This is a genomic window from Enterobacter sp. IF2SW-B1 (assembly GCF_001743375.1).
Classification (GTDB): domain Bacteria; phylum Pseudomonadota; class Gammaproteobacteria; order Enterobacterales; family Enterobacteriaceae; genus Enterobacter; species Enterobacter bugandensis.
The window spans coordinates 20,237-36,224 of sequence record NZ_MJAA01000001.1; the positions used below are offsets into that span (position 1 = coordinate 20,237).

Genomic DNA, 15,988 nt, shown 5'->3' on the forward strand with positions numbered 1-15,988 from the left:
ATATCCATATCGCTATCAGGGCTGATTTGCATTACATATTCAATATTGTATATTCCTTCAGCAGGGGCAAAGTGATGCCCTGAAAGTCTTTAAAAGGAATACTGATATGGATTTCGCAGAGGCCATTACCGACACGGGGCAATCCCGCTACAGCCTGCACATAAACGACAGCCGCGCAGAGCCTGATGTGCTGCGTTTTCGTGGACGTGAGGCGCTCAGTGCCCCCTTTAGCTGGCGTATTGAGTTCACCACATCACAGGACGATATTGACGGAACGGATGTACTGAAAAAATACGCCACCTTTCGTATGCGCAGCGGTAAATCGGTGGAGGGCGTGATTACCGGCTTTGAAGTGCTGGGGACAACGGCAGACCAGTCTCATTACAGCGTTACCCTCAGTTCCCGCCTTGCCCTGCTGTCTCACACCCGCCGCTGCGCCGTTTACCAGAATGTTTCCGTAACTGAGCTTGTGGAAACGCTGTTACTGGCGCACGGGCTTGAAGGCAGCGATTTTGAGTTTCGTCTTGAACATACTTATCCGGCCCGCGAGCTGATTACCCAGTGGCGTGAAACTGACCTTCAGTTTATCCAGCGTCTGCTGTCTGAAGTGGGCATATGGTTCCGTTGCAGCCTCAATGGCTCCACCGGGCTGGATACGGTCATTTTTGCCGACAGTCAGCTTTATTACACCTTTAACGTCCCCCTGCCATTTAACGAGCCCTCCGGACTGTATGACGGCGCAGAGGAGTCCGTCTGGGGGCTGCGAACGTGGCATAAGGTCGTCACCGGGCAGGTGCACACCCGCAGCCACAATTACCGGGATGCTGCCATGCCGATGGATTCCGTCGTTGCCGTGCGCAACGAGGCTACAACCACCGGGGAGCATTACCGCTACGGTGATAATTTTCTGAACCCCGGAGACGACCACCCTGCCGCCATACCGGAAACCGAAAGCGGCGCGTTTTATGCCCGGCTTCATCATGAGCGCGAACTGAATAAATCCACCCGGCTTCACGTCTTCAGTAACGCCTCACATCTGATGCCCGGACAGGTGCTGGAAACGCCAGGCTGCGGGCTTAAGGATTTGCGGGAAGGGATGGTTATCACGCTCACGACCTTTATCGCCTCACGTGATTCGCGTCTGCATACGTCCGTATGGGGCATTCCTTACCCCGAGCGCTACTGCTATCGCCCGCCCGCCATTCCGCGCCCGGAAATTTCCGGCACGCTGCCTGCGCGGGTGGAAAGCCGTGATACTCATGACCCGTATTCGCACCTCGATGATACGGGACGATATCGCGTAAAACTGGATTTCAGCCGCGAAGATGCAGAGCCCGGTTTTAACTACCTGTGGGTACGTCAGGCAAAACCGTATGCCGGGGATACTTACGGGTGGCATATGCCGCTGGTGGACGGTACGGAGGTCGGGATTGCCTTCCATCATAGTGACCCGGATAAACCGTATATCGCCCATGTCTTCCACGACTCAGAACATGCTGACGTGGTGAACCGCAACAACCGCAGCCAGAACATTCTGCGCACGGCGGGCGCGAATGAACTCCGGATGGAAGATAATCGGCAGGAAGAACACATTGCCCTGTCCACCCCGTCTGGCGCAACGCAGCTTAATCAGGGGTATATCACCAACACGCAGGGAGAACAGCGCGGCAGCGGCTTTGAACTGCGCACCGACGAGCACGGCGTGATAAGTGTGGCAAAGGGCCTGTTTGTCACCGCTGACGAGCAGCAGAAAGCCGTGGGTGACATACTGGATATGGACACAGCCCTGCACGAGATTGAACTCTGCCGCTGTGCAGGCGCGGGCACTGGAAGCGGATATTGCCAGCCAGCAGGCGATGTTTGCGGAACGATTCCGCGAGCTGAACGAGATGATTCATTTTCACGGCCCTGAAGGGGTGGCATTCACCAGCGGTGAACACATGCAGCTGGCGGCGACGGACAATATTGCCGTCAATGCGGGAGGTGATATCTGCACAGGGTCAATGGGCAATACCACTCTGCTCGCCGGAGAGTCTATTGGCATGTTTTCACATACCGGAAAACTCAGTGTGGTTTCGGCTGAAGGTCCGGTACAGGTTCAGGCACAAAATGGTGCGATGCACCTGAGTGCAGAGCAGAAAGTCAGTATCACCAGCCTGAGCGAAATACTGATTGCGGGAAAAAAACGGGTAACGCTGATTGGCGGCGGCAGCTACGTGCGGACCGATGCAGCGGGGATTGAGTACGGCACAATGGAGATATATACCCGCTATGCCAAACGGACTGCTACGTCCGGCCCCGCTGCAACAGAAATTAGTTTCCCTTCACACCCTGAAGCAGGTGACCCCGCTCCCCATAGGATAATCTTTTATTTTCATAAACAAGGAACGTATTCATGCAAATTTCACCTCCGATCCATTTCCCGCATGCTAATAACGAAACGTTTGGTGAGTGGGTTACCCGTTGTATGCCCGTTGATACACAGCGGAGCTATCCGGTAAACCGTGAAGGATCATGGCATGGGGGGATCCATATTCCCCATACCGATACCGGGGAGCAGGCAAATCCGTTGAGGGCCATTGCAGATGGGGTTGTTGTCTATGCCAATTACCCGGCATCATCGGATAAACGCGACCAGAAGCCGTTAAACTATGGCGGCGCGACGGATAACGGCTGCGTACTGATCCGTCATGAAATGCTGATTGGTGAAGAACCCGAAGCATTCACTTTTTACTCGCTGACCATGCACATGAAGCAGGTAAGGTCTGAACTCCGGGTAAAGAACGGCGTGTCTGTTCGCCGTGGAAAGGTGATCGGTACATCAGGAATGGTTAGCGGAAGAAACGGTTATCACTTCCAGATTTGTTGCGCCCCTTCAGCGCTTGAAGCGCTCAGCGGGCGTGCAAACGGTGTTCTTGATCTGCTCAGCAACGGGCGGGAATTACCTGTATACGGAAATCGCTATTACTATCTCCCGGCAGGGCTGCCCGTATTTGATAACGTTCACAAGATAAATATTTCCGCGCTGACTACCACTGAAGCCCTGTTCGTCATCCATGAAGGGACAAAGACCCGGACTCTGCGTAAAATCCAGGACGGATACGAGAGTGTGGGTGACATTGCCGTGACGGTGAATTTTGTCAGCGAACCCGCCTCTGCGGGAGTATTGACTAAAAAATACAGCGAATGGGTAAACATCGAAACGGCAACGGGTCCCTTCTGGGTGGATGTATCCGATATTAATGTAAAATCCTACAGCGATGCAGATATGCCCGACTGGGCTGGCTGGCGTATAGCTGATGATGATCCGACAAAAGACAGCCAGTGCAATTCTGAAATGGTCAAAAAGCATCTGAACAGCCCGCAGGATCTGCTTACACATTTCATCTGTAAATTTCCGTTTGAATGGGATTTTTCGACCTTTGACACCCGTTTTGCGTGGGTGACCGCCCCCGGTTCCCCGCGTGAACTCAGCGGAACGGATTACAGTGAATTGAAAGCCCACGCAAAAGCACTGTGCTTTTTTGATAAACTTTCCCCGGAGGTTCAGGCAGAACTGAGCGGTGAAATCTGGCATTTTGAGCCACGTACGTTTATTACGTTATTGCAAAAAGCAGAGCCGCGCCTGATATATTACAGCGCGAACGGACGTTCAAAACGACAGCTTAACGATTTTATTACCGATGATATGCGGCACGGTGACCTGACGCAGGAGCAGATACTGGCTCAGGGTCAGCTAAATAAAATCAATCTGTTCGGACATGAGTTAAGAACCAATCTCTTCGATTTTAATAAATCCGTTGATGAACATTTTGCCAGCATGGAACAAATGGCCTTCTGGACTGCATGGGGAGAGTATGCCCCGCTCATTCAGATTATGATTAAGAAATTCGGCAAAAATGAAGGTGGCATTTTTCGACACGAGTTGTTGAATAAAGCATTTCTGGATCACAAGACGACAAAAGAGTGTGTTATTGAAATAAATACAATCATATCAGAAACGCTCGATGATAATGACTTTTCTAGATTATCAATAGATAACCTTAGTGACATTTACAATAAAATCACTGCTAGAATCACATTGCCTAAGTTTAATGATTGGGACTGGTTTAACGGTTTGGGGATCACCATTCACGATACCTACTCAACGAAGATTTATCTTGATTATATGGATATAGATGTGCCGTCGGATACCTACGGCCCGCGCCGATACCGTGCAGGCCTGCGTTTTCAGATACAGGATCATTTTGGGCTGGATGTTCCAGACCTTAACGGCAAAGGATTTGAGAATATTCCCTGGTTTTGCTCATGGTTCATTTTGCAACGCTATAAACATTATGATTTTAAACCATTTATTAATGAAGCAAGCTTCATCATTCATATAAATGGGTGAAATATGAAAAACTATAAATTATTAATTATTCTTTTTGGCTTACTGGTGATTGTTGTCAGGTACTTAACATTAAGTCCGGCTATTTCTGCTATATATCAAAAGAGCTATTACGATCCTCAATGGGGGCGTGGCGAATGTAAATCAACTGTTGTTTTGGTTGAACATGCCCCTATAACCCAACAACAAAAAATTGGATTATGGAACTCAAGCAAACATGACATTTTAAAAAAATGGACCCCACTAAACAATAATAAATGCGATGACATTTTATTTGTGAACAACAATGTAGAACAAGTAATTGATAGCATGGGGATGAAAGAATGGATGGGAGAAGAACAAATATGTTTAGAAGGCAAATTGGGTGCAGGGAAATGCATATCTAGAAATGAAAGGCTGTTCTATATTGTGAGAGACAAACCGCTTTCTAATCATGATATCAAGGACACCACAAATGGCGAAACTTTTTACCTACACTTTGTCAATAACTAGTTTTTAATCAAACAAAGGGCGCTGAAACTTCAGTGCCCTATAAGCTGTTATAATGACATTCGCAAGCCTTATCACATTAAATCTCTTACAAAGAGATTGCCCGCGATGCAGGGCTTAAACCGGATGACGTGAAAGCGATGCTGTCAGCGTATGAGCCGCTGGGAACGAATGACGCGTGGGAGGAGCTTTATTCCATCCGCCAGATGATGGGCGCTCTGTTTCGTGGTCTTCCAGAAATGGGACCGAAAAAGAAGCGGGTCTGAGTTTCGTTTTTATCGCCCTTGCTACGGGCGGGATATTCTCCCGGCCCGTGCTTCCCGTATCGTGGTATACTGTGTCTCCCTCTCCGAAATGTAAGCATCTGTAACAGCCTCATTTTCGCCTTCCGGTGGCCAATTTGGGGGCTAAAAAATCAGAAGAAAAAATAATATCTTTTATTATCAATACACTTGCTGATTTCAGAACATCCCCACAGGGAGAGGGAGAAAACCGGGCAAGGACGTTAAGCGGAAATCTGCTCCATCGCCTGCAATATACGTTTATCCGAAATCGGATACGGCGTACCGAGCTGCTGAGCAAAGAAGCTGACGCGCAGCTCCTCGATCATCCAGCGGATCTCCTGCACATCTTCATCGTCGCGGCGCGCCGGCGGCAGCTTGTTTAACCACTGCTGCCACGCCTGCTGCACGCTTTCGACCTTCAGCATCTGCGCGCGATCGCGGTGCGGATCGATCGCCATTTTCTCCAGACGTTTTTCAATCGCCTGCAGATAGCGCAGCGTATCGCCCAGACGCTTAAAGCCGTTGCCGGTGACAAAGCCGCGGTACACCAGCCCCGCCATCTGCGCCTTCACGTCCGACAGCCCCAGCGCCATGGTCATATCCACGCGCCCCTTCAGGCGCTTGTTGATGTTGAACACGGCGGTGAGGATCTGCTCGACCTGTTTGGCAATCTCCACCACGGTGTCGTTCAGCTCGGCGCGAACCTTGTCATGCAGCTTCGCAAAACCTTCTTCCGTCCAGACCGGGCCGCCCGCCTCGTGGATCAGCTTGTCCACGCCGCAGGAGATGCAGTCGTCAATCAGATCCAGCACTTTGCCGTACGGGTTAAAGTAGAGCCCCAGCTTGGCTTTGTTCGGCAGCTTCTCGTGCAGATACTTGATCGGCGACGGGATGTTGAGCAGCAGCAGGCGGCGCAGCCCGCGCCACATCATCTGCTGCTGTTCCTGCGGGTTATCAAACAGTTTGATCGCCACGCTGTCACGTTCGTCCACCAGCGCCGGCCAGGCTTTGACCTTATAGTTGCCGCGCTTCTGCTCGTAGCTCTCCGGAAGCTGGCCAAAGCTCCAGATATGCAGCCCGCTCTGCTCGATGCCGTCGTCCGCCACCGCAGAAAGCGTCTCCTGAACTTTGCCTTTCAGCGCCTCTTTCAGCTCGCTGAGGGAACGCCCTTCCAGCAGCTTTTTGTTTTTATCATCCACCACGCGGAAGCTGATTTTCAGGTGATCGGGCACCTGATCCCAGTTCCAGTCTTCGCGGTCGATGGTGGTGCCGGTCATGCGGCGGAACTCACGCTCCAGCGCGTCCAGCAGCGGCAGTTCCAGCGGCGTGACGCGGCCCAGAAACGCTTCCGCATAGTTTGGCGCTGGCACAAAATTGCGCCGCACCGGTTTCGGCAGGGATTTGATCAGCGCAATCACCAGCTCGCGGCGCAGGCCGGGAATTTGCCACTCAAACCCGCTCTCGTCGACCTGGTTTAACAGCGGCAGCGGAATGTGGACGGTTACGCCGTCCGCGTCGGTGCCCGGTTCAAACTGGTAGGTCAGACGCAGCTTGAGGTTGCCCTGATGCCAGAAGTTCGGGTAGTCGAGCTTGCTGACCGACTCCGCCCCCTCTTTAATCAGCATGCTCTTTTCGAAGTTGAGCAGGTCCGGCGTCGCTTTGCTGGCCTTCTTCCACCAGCTGTCAAAGTGGCGGGCGGAGATAACATCATGGCTGATGCGCTGGTCGTAAAACTCAAACAGCGCCTCATCGTCCACCAGAATGTCGCGGCGTCGGGACTTGTGCTCAAGCTCTTCCACCTCGGCGCGCAGCTTCAGGTTTTCACGGAAGAACGCGTGGCGCGTCTGCCAGTCCCCCTCCACCAGCGCGTGGCGGATAAACAGCTCGCGGCTGAGCGCCGGATCGATCTGGCTGTAGTTGACCTTACGCGCGGCGACCACCGGCAGGCCGTAAACGGTCACTTTTTCGGTCGCCATCACCGCGCCCTGCGCGCGCTCCCAGTGCGGCTCGCTGTACGAGCGTTTCAGCAGGTGCTGAGCCACCGGCTCAACCCATTCCGGGTCGATGCGCGCGGCAATGCGCCCCCACAGGCGGCTGGTTTCCACAAGCTCGGCGACCATGGTCCACTTCGGCGGCTTCTTGAACAAGCCGGAACCCGGGAAGATGGAGAAACGCGCGTTACGCGCGCCGGTATATTCCTGCTTATCCGCATCCTTCATCCCGATATGGGACAGCAGGCCAGTCAGCAGCGCGATATGAATTTCGCGGTACTCCGCCGGTTCACTGTTCACCGGAATGCCCAGCTCTTTCACCACCTGGCGCAGCTGGGTGTAGATATCCTGCCATTCACGCACGCGCAGATAATTAAGGAAATCCACGCGGCACTGGCGGCGGAACTGGTTCGAGGAGAGCGCTTTCTGCTGCTCGCCGAGGTAGTTCCACAGGTTCACAAAGGCGAGGAAATCAGACTCTTTATCGTGGAAGCGACGGTGCTTTTCGTCCGACGCCTGCTGTTTGTCCATCGGACGCTCGCGAGGGTCCTGAATCGAGAGCGCCGAGGTGATGATCATCGCCTCGCGCACGCAACCGTGCTTTTGCGCTTCCAGCACCATGCGCGCCAGGCGCGGGTCGACCGGCAGCTGGCTGAGCTGGCGGCCCAGCGGCGTCAGCTTATAGATGCTCGCCTGCTCGTCGGTGGTAATCGCCCCGAGCTCTTCCAGCAGACGCACGCCGTCCTGAATGTTGCGCTTGTCCGGCGCTTCCACAAACGGAAACGCCGCGATGTCGCCCAGCCCCAGCGCGGTCATCTGCAGGATAACGGACGCCAGGTTGGTGCGCAGAATTTCCGGGTCGGTAAACTCCGGGCGCGACAGGAAATCGTCTTCGGAATAAAGACGAATACAGATCCCTTCCGACACGCGGCCGCAGCGGCCCTTACGCTGGTTAGCGGAAGCCTGGGAGACCGGCTCAATCGGCAGGCGCTGAACCTTGGTGCGGTAGCTGTAGCGGCTGATGCGCGCCGTGCCCGGGTCGATCACGTATTTAATCCCCGGTACGGTCAGCGAGGTCTCCGCCACGTTGGTCGCCAGCACGATGCGGCGTCCGCTGTGTGGCTGGAAGACGCGGTTTTGCTCGCTGTTCGACAGGCGCGCGTACAGCGGCAGGATCTCGGTGTGGCGCAGGTCGCGCTTGCTGAGCGCATCGGCGGTATCGCGAATTTCGCGCTCGCCGCTCATGAAGATCAGGATGTCGCCCGCGCTCTCGTTGCCCAGCTCGTCAACGGCGTCGAAGATGGCCTGCAGCTGGTCGCGCTCGGTATCGTCCGCCTCTTCCACAATCGGGCGATAGCGCACTTCCACCGGATAGGTGCGGCCCGACACTTCAATAATCGGCGCATTGTTGAAGTGTTTTGAGAAGCGCTCCGGGTCGATGGTAGCGGAGGTGATGATGATTTTCAGATCAGGGCGACGCGGCAGCAGCTCTTTAAGATAGCCAAGCAGGAAGTCGATGTTCAGGCTGCGCTCGTGCGCTTCATCGATGATGATGGTGTCGTACTGCATCAGCAGGCGGTCCTGCTGTATTTCCGCCAGCAGGATACCGTCCGTCATCAGCTTGACCATGGTGTTGTCGCTGACGTGGTCGCTGAATCGCACCTTGTAGCCGATGCAGCCGCCTGGCTCCGTCTGCAGCTCTTCGGCAATACGGTTCGCCACGGTGCGCGCCGCCAGACGACGCGGCTGGGTGTGGCCAATCAACCCCTTCACCCCGCGGCCCAGCTCCATACAGATTTTCGGCAGCTGGGTAGTTTTACCTGAACCGGTTTCCCCCGCGACAATCACCACCTGGTGATCGCGGACGGCCTCAAGGATGTCCTGTTTCTTCTGGCTGACGGGCAGGTTTTCCGGGTAGGTGATCGCCGGACGCGCGGCTTCGCGCAGCACAACCTTCCCTGCCGCCTGTTCAATCTCTTTGGCCATCTCCTGGTAAATGGCCTGTTGTGCATCAGGATTTTTAACCTTCTTCACGCCGTGCAGCCGGCGGGAAAACCGCTGTTTATCGCGCAGCATCAGGGAATCAAGCTGTTGCAGGAGCATCGGGAAGGTGATTTTGGGTTGTTCTGTCATAGCGTTAACGGGCAGTGCTCTGCCGGATAAAATCTCTTTTTAATGATTGCTATAGAGTACCACATTGACGCTTTTAGCGCCTTATTCAAAAAATTCGAACATAGGCTTCGATATATTGCGCTATCTCTGTGGCAGGATTGTGAATAAAGTGTCAACAAGCAACGGGGCACCCCCCTTCAATCAAATGCAACAACAGGAATCACCCATGAGCAAAGTATTAGTTTTGAAATCCAGTATTCTGGCAGGGTACTCTCAGTCTGGTCAGCTGTCTGATTACTTCGTTGAACAGTGGCGTGAACAGCATTCTGCAGACGAAATCACCGTGCGTGACCTGGCAGCAAACCCCATTCCTGTGCTGGACGGCGAGCTGGTTGGCGCGCTGCGCCCAAGCGATGCGCCACTGTCCCCGCGTCAGCAGGAAGCCCTGGCCCTGTCCGACGAGCTGATTGCTGAGCTGCAGGCGCACGACGTTATCGTCATCAACGCCCCAATGTACAACTTCAACATTCCTACCCAGCTGAAGAATTACTTCGACCTGGTGGCGCGCGCTGGCGTAACCTTCCGCTACACCGAGAACGGCCCGGAAGGTCTGGTAAAAGGCAAGCGTGCGATCGTCCTTACCAGCCGTGGCGGTATCCATAAAGATACCCCAACTGACCTGGTTGCGCCGTACCTGAGCCTGTTCCTCGGCTTCATCGGCATCACTGACGTGAACTTCGTGTTTGCGGAAGGCATCGCTTACGGTCCTGAAGTGGCGACCAAAGCGCAGACCGACGCGAAAGCCGCCATCGACAGCCTGGTGGCCGCGTAAGATTTCCCCCTCTCACCGCCCGGTGGGAGGGTTTTTCTTTTCCCCGCATTTCGCTATCATCCGCTCCCACTCTCCAGCCGGGCGGCCTGATGTCTGCGATTATCGATTCTTTTATTGCTCCACCGTGTCACGACGACATTGAGATCCTCTGGCAGGATGAACATCTGCTGCTAATTAATAAGCCTTCTGGCCTGCTCAGCCTCTCGGGCAAAAACCCGCAAAACCTCGATTCTGTCCATTATCGTCTGGTCCAGACGTTCCCCGGCTGCACGCTGATACATCGTCTGGATTTCGGCACGTCCGGACTGATGGTGGTTGCGCGCAATAAGGCCATCAACTCGGCGCTTTGCCAGCAGTTCAGCCAGCGCAGCGTGGAGAAAGTCTACAGCGCCCTGCTTTATGGGCATCTGGAAAACGACGAGGGAATAATAGACGCGCCCATTGCCAAAGACCCGGCGCTGTTCCCGCTGATGTCGATCTGCGCCATCAACGGTAAACCCGCCCGTTCCCGCTATCGGGTGGTGGAACGTTTTTTTCGGGGGACAGGAGTGCCGTTAACGCGGGTGGAACTGACGCCGGAAACCGGGCGAACCCACCAGCTGCGCATCCACTGCCAACAGCTCGGGCACCCTATTCTGGGCTGCGATCTGTATGGCGGTCTTGACGCGGCGGTGGCTGAGGAAACGCCCCGGCTGATGCTGCATGCCAGCGAGCTGAATTTTATTCATCCCGTGAGCGGAGAGCCGGTTAACGCCCGCCACGCCGCCCCGTTTTGAACGCGGTTTACCACATCAAATCGTCAGGAATTTTGAAGTCCGCGTACGGATCGTCTTCGTCCTGCTCTTCCTGACTGAGCGCGCTGTTTAACACGATGCTGTCGACATCGCGCTGGGCAATTTTATCAGCCACCACCGCCGGAATGATCGCGTATTCACAATCGCCGTTTGCATTGAGCACCAGGCGCGCAATGGCCAGACGGCCGTTGATCAGCTGGGTTTGCGTCTGCTTGTCGACCTCAATTTTTTTGATCAGATTACCGTCGGTGAAGTTAAAGGTGATGTTGCCCTTCGCCACGGTGATGCGGTTCATCTCGATCAGCTGCTTCACCTGCGCTTTAAACTCTTTCGCGAGTACGGCCTGCTTCTGCTGCTCGCTCAGCAGCTTGTCACGCTCGATCTGCGCCTTCTTATTCTCTTCTACCGCTTCCCGAGCCTCACGTGCCTGAACGCGTGATTTCTTTGCCGTGCGCTGCACTTTCGCCGCTTTCTTGCTGCTGACCAGGCCCGCTTTCAGCATCTGCTCTTGTAAGGTGAGTTTTGTCATGATCGTTTCTAAACCGGTTGGAAATTTTGGGGATTATAGCGGGAATTGAGGATGGTGTACCAGAGAAGCAGATATGGCGTTTAGCTGCCTGAATCTGGTTCATTATTGATTCAACATATACTCACGCTAACGCCTAAAAAAATGGTTAAAAATTGCCTGGTTATTTTCTTAAAAAAAATGAGCAGTTCATAAATATGATGTGGGTTGAATATCTGTGTTCGCTTCAGGCGTAGGCTGCTTTTTCTTATTAAAGAATGAAAAAATATGCCCTTGAAAGAAACAAGGGTGTTTGAGTCAGCGCTGGGATACAACCCAACTAATGCAGATGTTTTAGCAGCAAGAATTCAGGAAGGCGTATTATCGGTCCCAGCAAAAGTGTTGCAGGCCAACAATTACGGTCAAACAATGGCTGTCGATATGCCCATTTTAGGCGTCAACGGTGAAACAGCGATCGTGCGTACAGGCTGGATGTATGAAACTGACGCGCTAGTTCCTCGCCTGACAACCCTATTCGTTAAATGAGAAAACAAAAATGAAAAGAGCCGAATTAGACGTTGTGGTTTTAGACGAGGATTTACCTGATGAAGGACTGGTAAAAGGGGCTGTTGGTACGATTGTTATGGTATTCGATACCCCGACACTGGGCTATCTTGTCGAATTTTGCGACGAGGAAGGAAGAACAATAGCAATGCCTGCTTTGCTACCCGCTCAGCTAAAGAGTTATTTCATTCCTGGCACCCTCAAAACGCGGTTGGTTCGCCCCGAATAAAGCGTGGTTGAAAGCGTAAGCCTGCAGTATGAAAAAATTACCTGGCGCATCGCCGCTGGGAACATCATGCACAGCGACGCCTGGGACGAACGTCCTACAGCATAGCCCAAAGGGGCCCGATGCCCCTTACTCTTTCACTTCCCTGCCTGAAGCAATCTGAAGTTTCCACTCAGCGTCTCCCTGTTCATGAACTTCCCTCATGTTGCATTGAAATTAAGTCACTTCCCCTGCGCCGCGGGCTCAGGCATAAATTATGCATGAGTAACTTCTTAGCAACATGAACTTAGGATGCATAACCACAATGAGCAAAGCTTTCACATATACCCTTAAGCGCAGTTGCTTCGATGAGAATTACAACCCGTCAGAAAATACGCGTACGACCACCAACTTTGCCAACCTGGCACGTGGGGAAAAACGTCAGGAAAACCTGCGCAATACGCTGGTGATGATCAATAACCGCTTTAATGCCCTGGCGCGCTGGGATAACCCGACCGCCGATCGCTACGCGGTTGAGCTTGAAATCATCTCTGTCGATTTGAACATTGGCGCGGAAAAGCCGTTCCCGGCCATTGAGATTTTGCAGACGTATATTGTCGACAAGAAAAATAACCAGCGTATCGCAGGCATTGTCGGGAATAACTTCTCCTCTTACGTGCGGGATTATGATTTCAGCGTCCTGCTGCTGGAGCACAACAAGAACCAGCAGCACTTCAGTATTCCGGAAAAGTTTGGCGAACTGCACGGCAATATTTTCCGCCATTTTGTGAACTCGCAGGAATACAAAGAGAACTTCAGAAAGGGCCCGGTGATCTGCCTGAGCGTCTCGAGCAAAGACACCTATCGCCGCACCGGTAACCAGCACCCTGTTCTGGGTATTGAGTACGCGCCGGATGGCGAATCGTTAACGGAACTGTACTTCGCAAAAATGGGCCTGAAGGTCCGCTACTTCATGCCTGAGAACAGCGTGGCGCCTTTCGCGTTCTTCTTTACCGGAGACTTGCTGAGCGATTACACCGATCTGGAACTGATCGGCACCATCAGCACGATGGAAACGTTCCAGAAAATCTATCGCCCGGAAATTTATAACGCGAACTCGGCGGCGGGACTGTTTTATCGCCCGGACCTGAACCAGCAGGATCATTCATTAACCAAAATTGTTTATGACCGCGAAGAGCGAAGCCGGCTGGCGATTGAACAGGGTCGATTTACCGAAGAATATTTCATTAAGCCTTATAAACACATTCTCGAGCAGTGGTCTGATAACTACACGCTTTAATTCATCAAAAAAGGTCTTTTATTATGAAAACATTGCTCCCGACGTCTACGGCTGGCAGCCTGCCTAAGCCGACCTGGCTTGCGCAACCTGAAACGCTCTGGTCTCCGTGGAAACTGCAGGATCAGGAATTACTGGCGGGTAAACAGGATGCACTGCGCCTGTCCCTTGACGAGCAGATCCGTGCGGGAATCGATATTGTCAGCGACGGGGAACAGACCCGTCAGCACTTCGTCACCACCTTTATTGAACACCTGAGCGGCGTCGATTTTGAAAATCGCCAGACCGTGCGCATTCGTAACCGCTACGACGCCAGCGTGCCGACCGTGGTTTCTGCCGTTGCGCGTCAGAAGCCGGTATTCGTGGACGATGCAAAGTACCTGCGCCAGCTCACGGACAAGCCGATCAAATGGGCCCTGCCTGGGCCAATGACCATGATCGACACCCTTTACGACGCGCATTATAAAAGCCGCGAAAAGCTGGCCTGGGAATTCGCCAAAATCCTCAACCAGGAAGCGCGTGAATTAGAAGCCGCGGGCGTGGATATTATCCAGTTCGACGAGCCGGCGTTTAACGTCTTTTTTGATGAGGTCAACGACTGGGGTATCGCCGCGCTCGAGCGCGCCATTGAGGGTCTGAAATGCGAAACCGCGGTACACATCTGCTACGGCTACGGCATCAAGGCCAATACCGACTGGAAAAAGACGCTCGGCTCAGAATGGCGCCAGTATGAAGAGGCCTTCCCTAAGCTGCAAACCTCTAACATCGACATCATCTCCCTGGAGTGCCACAACTCCCGCGTACCGATGGATCTGCTGGAGCTGATTCGCGGTAAAAAGGTGATGGTTGGGGCGATTGACGTGGCAACCAACACCGTCGAAACGCCAGAAGAGGTCGCCGACACCCTGCGTAAAGCGCTGCAGTTCGTCGACGCCGACAAGCTTTACCCCTCAACCAACTGCGGCATGGCTCCCCTCTCCCGTCAGGTGGCTAACGGTAAGCTGAAAGCGCTCAGCGCCGGCGCAGAAATTATCCGCAAGGAGCTCGGCGCGTAATTGCCTTACGTTTGCCAGTACGGCGGCGAGCCGAAAAACGCCACGTAATAATCAATCACCGCCCTGACGTTCAGGGGCGGATGACGTGCGTGAGGATAGATCGCCGCAATATTCAGCGGCTCCGTATTGATAGCGCACGCCATTTCCGGCATAAGAGCGACCAGCTCCCCCCGCTGCAGCCTGTCGCCAATCAGCCAGTCCGGAAACAGGACGATCCCCATTCCACCCAGCGCGGCAATGAGCAGCGACTCCGCATTATTGGACGTCATCAGCGGCGCCACGGGATAGTGCACCCAATTCTCCCCCTTGCGTCGCACAAGCCAGCGATTAGGGCCAGACGAACCGCGATACACCAGGCATTTATGCTGGCTCAGCTCGGCCGGGTCGGCCGGTACGCCGTGTTGACGCAGATACGCGGGCGACGCGGCAAGATGGTAGCGCTGCTGCCCGAAGATGCGGGCGTGGAACGTCGAGTCCGTCAGGGTGCCGATGCGAAAAATGAGGTCGGCGGCATCCCGGTGCGGGTCGATAAAGTCATCGGTCAGCGTCAGCTCTATGGTTAACCGTGGATAACGCTCGGCCAGGCCTGCCAGGCCGGGTGCAACGTGCCTCTGTCCAAAAAATACCGGCCCGTTAATGCGTACCGTGCCGGAGGGTTCGGTCGAACGTTCATCCAGCTCCCGACGCGCCTCTTCGAAGTTATCCACCATCGCCCGGGCATAGCGGATAAAAAGATGCCCGTTTTCCGTGGGGATCACCGCCCGGGTATTGCGATAGAACAGCTGCTGGCCGAGCGCGTCTTCAAGCTGATGAATAATCCGCGACACCTGCGAGGCAGAAATTCCCTCTCGTCGCGCAACGACGGAAAAGTTCTGCGTTTCATAGACGGCAATAAACAGCAGCAGTGAGCGAAGGTTCATGCTTCCGGCATCTGACATTAATGCATTTCCTGCAAAGGTGTTTCCTGCATTATGGCATTTTTCTCACATGTCTACCGACGTAATCTTCTTCGCCTGAAAACGGAGGAAGCATAATGCAGTTTGTATTGATTTTACTGGTGATTGCCGGCGGGATGGGCCTCTCCGTCGAGGCGGGTTTGCTGGGGCCGTTAGGGGGAGAAGTAGGCGATTTATGGGCCACGTTCAGCATTTTCGGGGTCGGCGCTGCGCTGACCTTTCTGCTGATGCTGTTTTTTAGCCCGCGCAACGGTCCGTCGTTTTTCGCACAGCCCGGCTGGCAGCTGCTCGGCGGCGTGCTGGGTCCTGTTTACGTTATCATTCTGACTATCGCCACCCCCGCTATCGGCATCGCTCTGACGATGATCGGCATTCTGGCAGGTCAGGTTTTTAAAAGCCTGATCATTGACCACTTTGGCCTGCTGGGTACGCCGCACAGGAAGATAAACGCAAGACGCATCGTGGCGCTGGTTTTTATTATTGCCGCACTGGTACTGGTCGCAAAGGGGTAAGC

At 53.8% G+C, this 15,988-nt stretch carries 10 protein-coding genes and 4 pseudogenes; 11 read left to right on the top strand and 3 right to left on the bottom strand.

Annotation, left to right across the window (positions count from 1 at the left end; genetic code table 11):
• Positions 1 to 106 precede the first annotated feature (106 nt).
• From A6013_RS00060 to A6013_RS00070, 3 genes and pseudogenes are all read left to right on the top strand, one after another.
• Positions 107 to 2,501: pseudogene (locus tag A6013_RS00060) on the top strand (type VI secretion system Vgr family protein).
• Complete coding sequence (locus tag A6013_RS00065; RefSeq protein ID WP_069732297.1) at positions 2,396 to 4,393, top strand: DUF3289 family protein; 1,998 nt, start codon at positions 2,396 to 2,398, stop codon at positions 4,391 to 4,393. The pseudogene A6013_RS00060 and the gene A6013_RS00065 overlap by 106 nt, the downstream one beginning before the upstream one ends.
• Before the next feature lie 3 nt (positions 4,394 to 4,396).
• The gene (locus A6013_RS00070) at positions 4,397 to 4,882 is read left to right on the top strand and encodes a DUF943 family protein (RefSeq protein ID WP_063942502.1); all 486 of its coding nucleotides are present in this window, start codon (positions 4,397 to 4,399) and stop codon (positions 4,880 to 4,882) included.
• 502 nt (positions 4,883 to 5,384) lie between these two features.
• Here A6013_RS00070 and hrpA read toward each other — a convergent pair.
• Entirely contained in the window at positions 5,385 to 9,287 is a 3,903-nt protein-coding gene (hrpA, locus tag A6013_RS00075; RefSeq protein ID WP_041910094.1) for an ATP-dependent RNA helicase HrpA, read from the bottom strand.
• 205 nt (positions 9,288 to 9,492) lie between these two features.
• On the opposite strand from hrpA, the gene azoR reads away from it, so the two are divergent.
• Together azoR and A6013_RS00085 are read left to right on the top strand one after the other, a co-directional pair.
• Entirely contained in the window at positions 9,493 to 10,098 is a 606-nt protein-coding gene (azoR, locus tag A6013_RS00080; RefSeq protein WP_008502313.1) for an FMN-dependent NADH-azoreductase, read from the top strand.
• Between the two features lie 89 nt (positions 10,099 to 10,187).
• Complete coding sequence (locus tag A6013_RS00085) at positions 10,188 to 10,874, top strand: RluA family pseudouridine synthase (protein WP_069732298.1); 687 nt, start codon at positions 10,188 to 10,190, stop codon at positions 10,872 to 10,874.
• Positions 10,875 to 10,881: 7 nt separating this feature from the next.
• Here A6013_RS00085 and A6013_RS00090 read toward each other — a convergent pair whose 3' ends face one another.
• Entirely contained in the window at positions 10,882 to 11,421 is a 540-nt protein-coding gene (locus tag A6013_RS00090; protein ID WP_069732299.1) for a DUF2058 domain-containing protein, read from the bottom strand.
• Between the two features lie 276 nt (positions 11,422 to 11,697).
• On the opposite strand from A6013_RS00090, the pseudogene A6013_RS00095 reads away from it, so the two are divergent.
• From A6013_RS00095 to A6013_RS00110, 5 genes and pseudogenes are all read left to right on the top strand, one after another.
• Positions 11,698 to 11,943 (top strand): annotated as a pseudogene (locus A6013_RS00095) (DUF6883 domain-containing protein); the annotation flags it as partial.
• A gap of 10 nt (positions 11,944 to 11,953) precedes the next feature.
• Positions 11,954 to 12,178: pseudogene (locus tag A6013_RS00100) on the top strand (DUF4926 domain-containing protein); the annotation flags it as partial.
• An 18-nt stretch (positions 12,179 to 12,196) separates the two neighbouring features.
• Positions 12,197 to 12,295: pseudogene (locus tag A6013_RS24870) on the top strand (type VI secretion system tube protein Hcp); the annotation flags it as partial.
• 196 nt (positions 12,296 to 12,491) lie between these two features.
• Positions 12,492 to 13,466, top strand: coding sequence for a DUF1852 domain-containing protein (locus tag A6013_RS00105; RefSeq protein ID WP_069732301.1), 975 nt, complete (start codon positions 12,492 to 12,494; stop codon positions 13,464 to 13,466).
• 23 nt (positions 13,467 to 13,489) lie between these two features.
• Positions 13,490 to 14,518 (top strand): methionine synthase, encoded by a 1,029-nt coding sequence (locus tag A6013_RS00110; protein ID WP_041910105.1) that lies wholly within the window; start codon positions 13,490 to 13,492, stop codon positions 14,516 to 14,518.
• A 5-nt stretch (positions 14,519 to 14,523) separates the two neighbouring features.
• Here the strand turns inward: A6013_RS00110 and A6013_RS00115 are convergent, their stop codons facing one another.
• Entirely contained in the window at positions 14,524 to 15,456 is a 933-nt protein-coding gene (locus A6013_RS00115) for a LysR family transcriptional regulator (protein WP_047365246.1), read from the bottom strand.
• A 95-nt stretch (positions 15,457 to 15,551) separates the two neighbouring features.
• On the opposite strand from A6013_RS00115, the gene A6013_RS00120 reads away from it, so the two are divergent.
• Positions 15,552 to 15,986, top strand: a complete 435-nt coding sequence (locus A6013_RS00120; protein WP_048960634.1) for a DMT family transporter — start codon at positions 15,552 to 15,554, stop codon at positions 15,984 to 15,986.
• Positions 15,987 to 15,988: the final 2 nt, after the last annotated feature.

Bases quoted from the DNA above. Each gene is read 5' to 3' on its own strand.
- A6013_RS00065 (WP_069732297.1), top strand. From the start codon at position 2,396: ATGCAAATTTCACCTCCGATCCATTTCCCGCATGCTAATAACGAAACG.
- A6013_RS00070 (WP_063942502.1), top strand. From the start codon at position 4,397: ATGAAAAACTATAAATTATTAATTATTCTTTTTGGCTTACTGGTGATT.
- hrpA (WP_041910094.1), bottom strand. From the start codon at position 9,287: ATGACAGAACAACCCAAAATCACCTTCCCGATGCTCCTGCAACAGCTT.
- azoR (WP_008502313.1), top strand. From the start codon at position 9,493: ATGAGCAAAGTATTAGTTTTGAAATCCAGTATTCTGGCAGGGTACTCT.
- A6013_RS00085 (WP_069732298.1), top strand. From the start codon at position 10,188: ATGTCTGCGATTATCGATTCTTTTATTGCTCCACCGTGTCACGACGAC.
- A6013_RS00090 (WP_069732299.1), bottom strand. From the start codon at position 11,421: ATGACAAAACTCACCTTACAAGAGCAGATGCTGAAAGCGGGCCTGGTC.
- A6013_RS00105 (WP_069732301.1), top strand. From the start codon at position 12,492: ATGAGCAAAGCTTTCACATATACCCTTAAGCGCAGTTGCTTCGATGAG.
- A6013_RS00110 (WP_041910105.1), top strand. From the start codon at position 13,490: ATGAAAACATTGCTCCCGACGTCTACGGCTGGCAGCCTGCCTAAGCCG.
- A6013_RS00115 (WP_047365246.1), bottom strand. From the start codon at position 15,456: ATGTCAGATGCCGGAAGCATGAACCTTCGCTCACTGCTGCTGTTTATT.
- A6013_RS00120 (WP_048960634.1), top strand. From the start codon at position 15,552: ATGCAGTTTGTATTGATTTTACTGGTGATTGCCGGCGGGATGGGCCTC.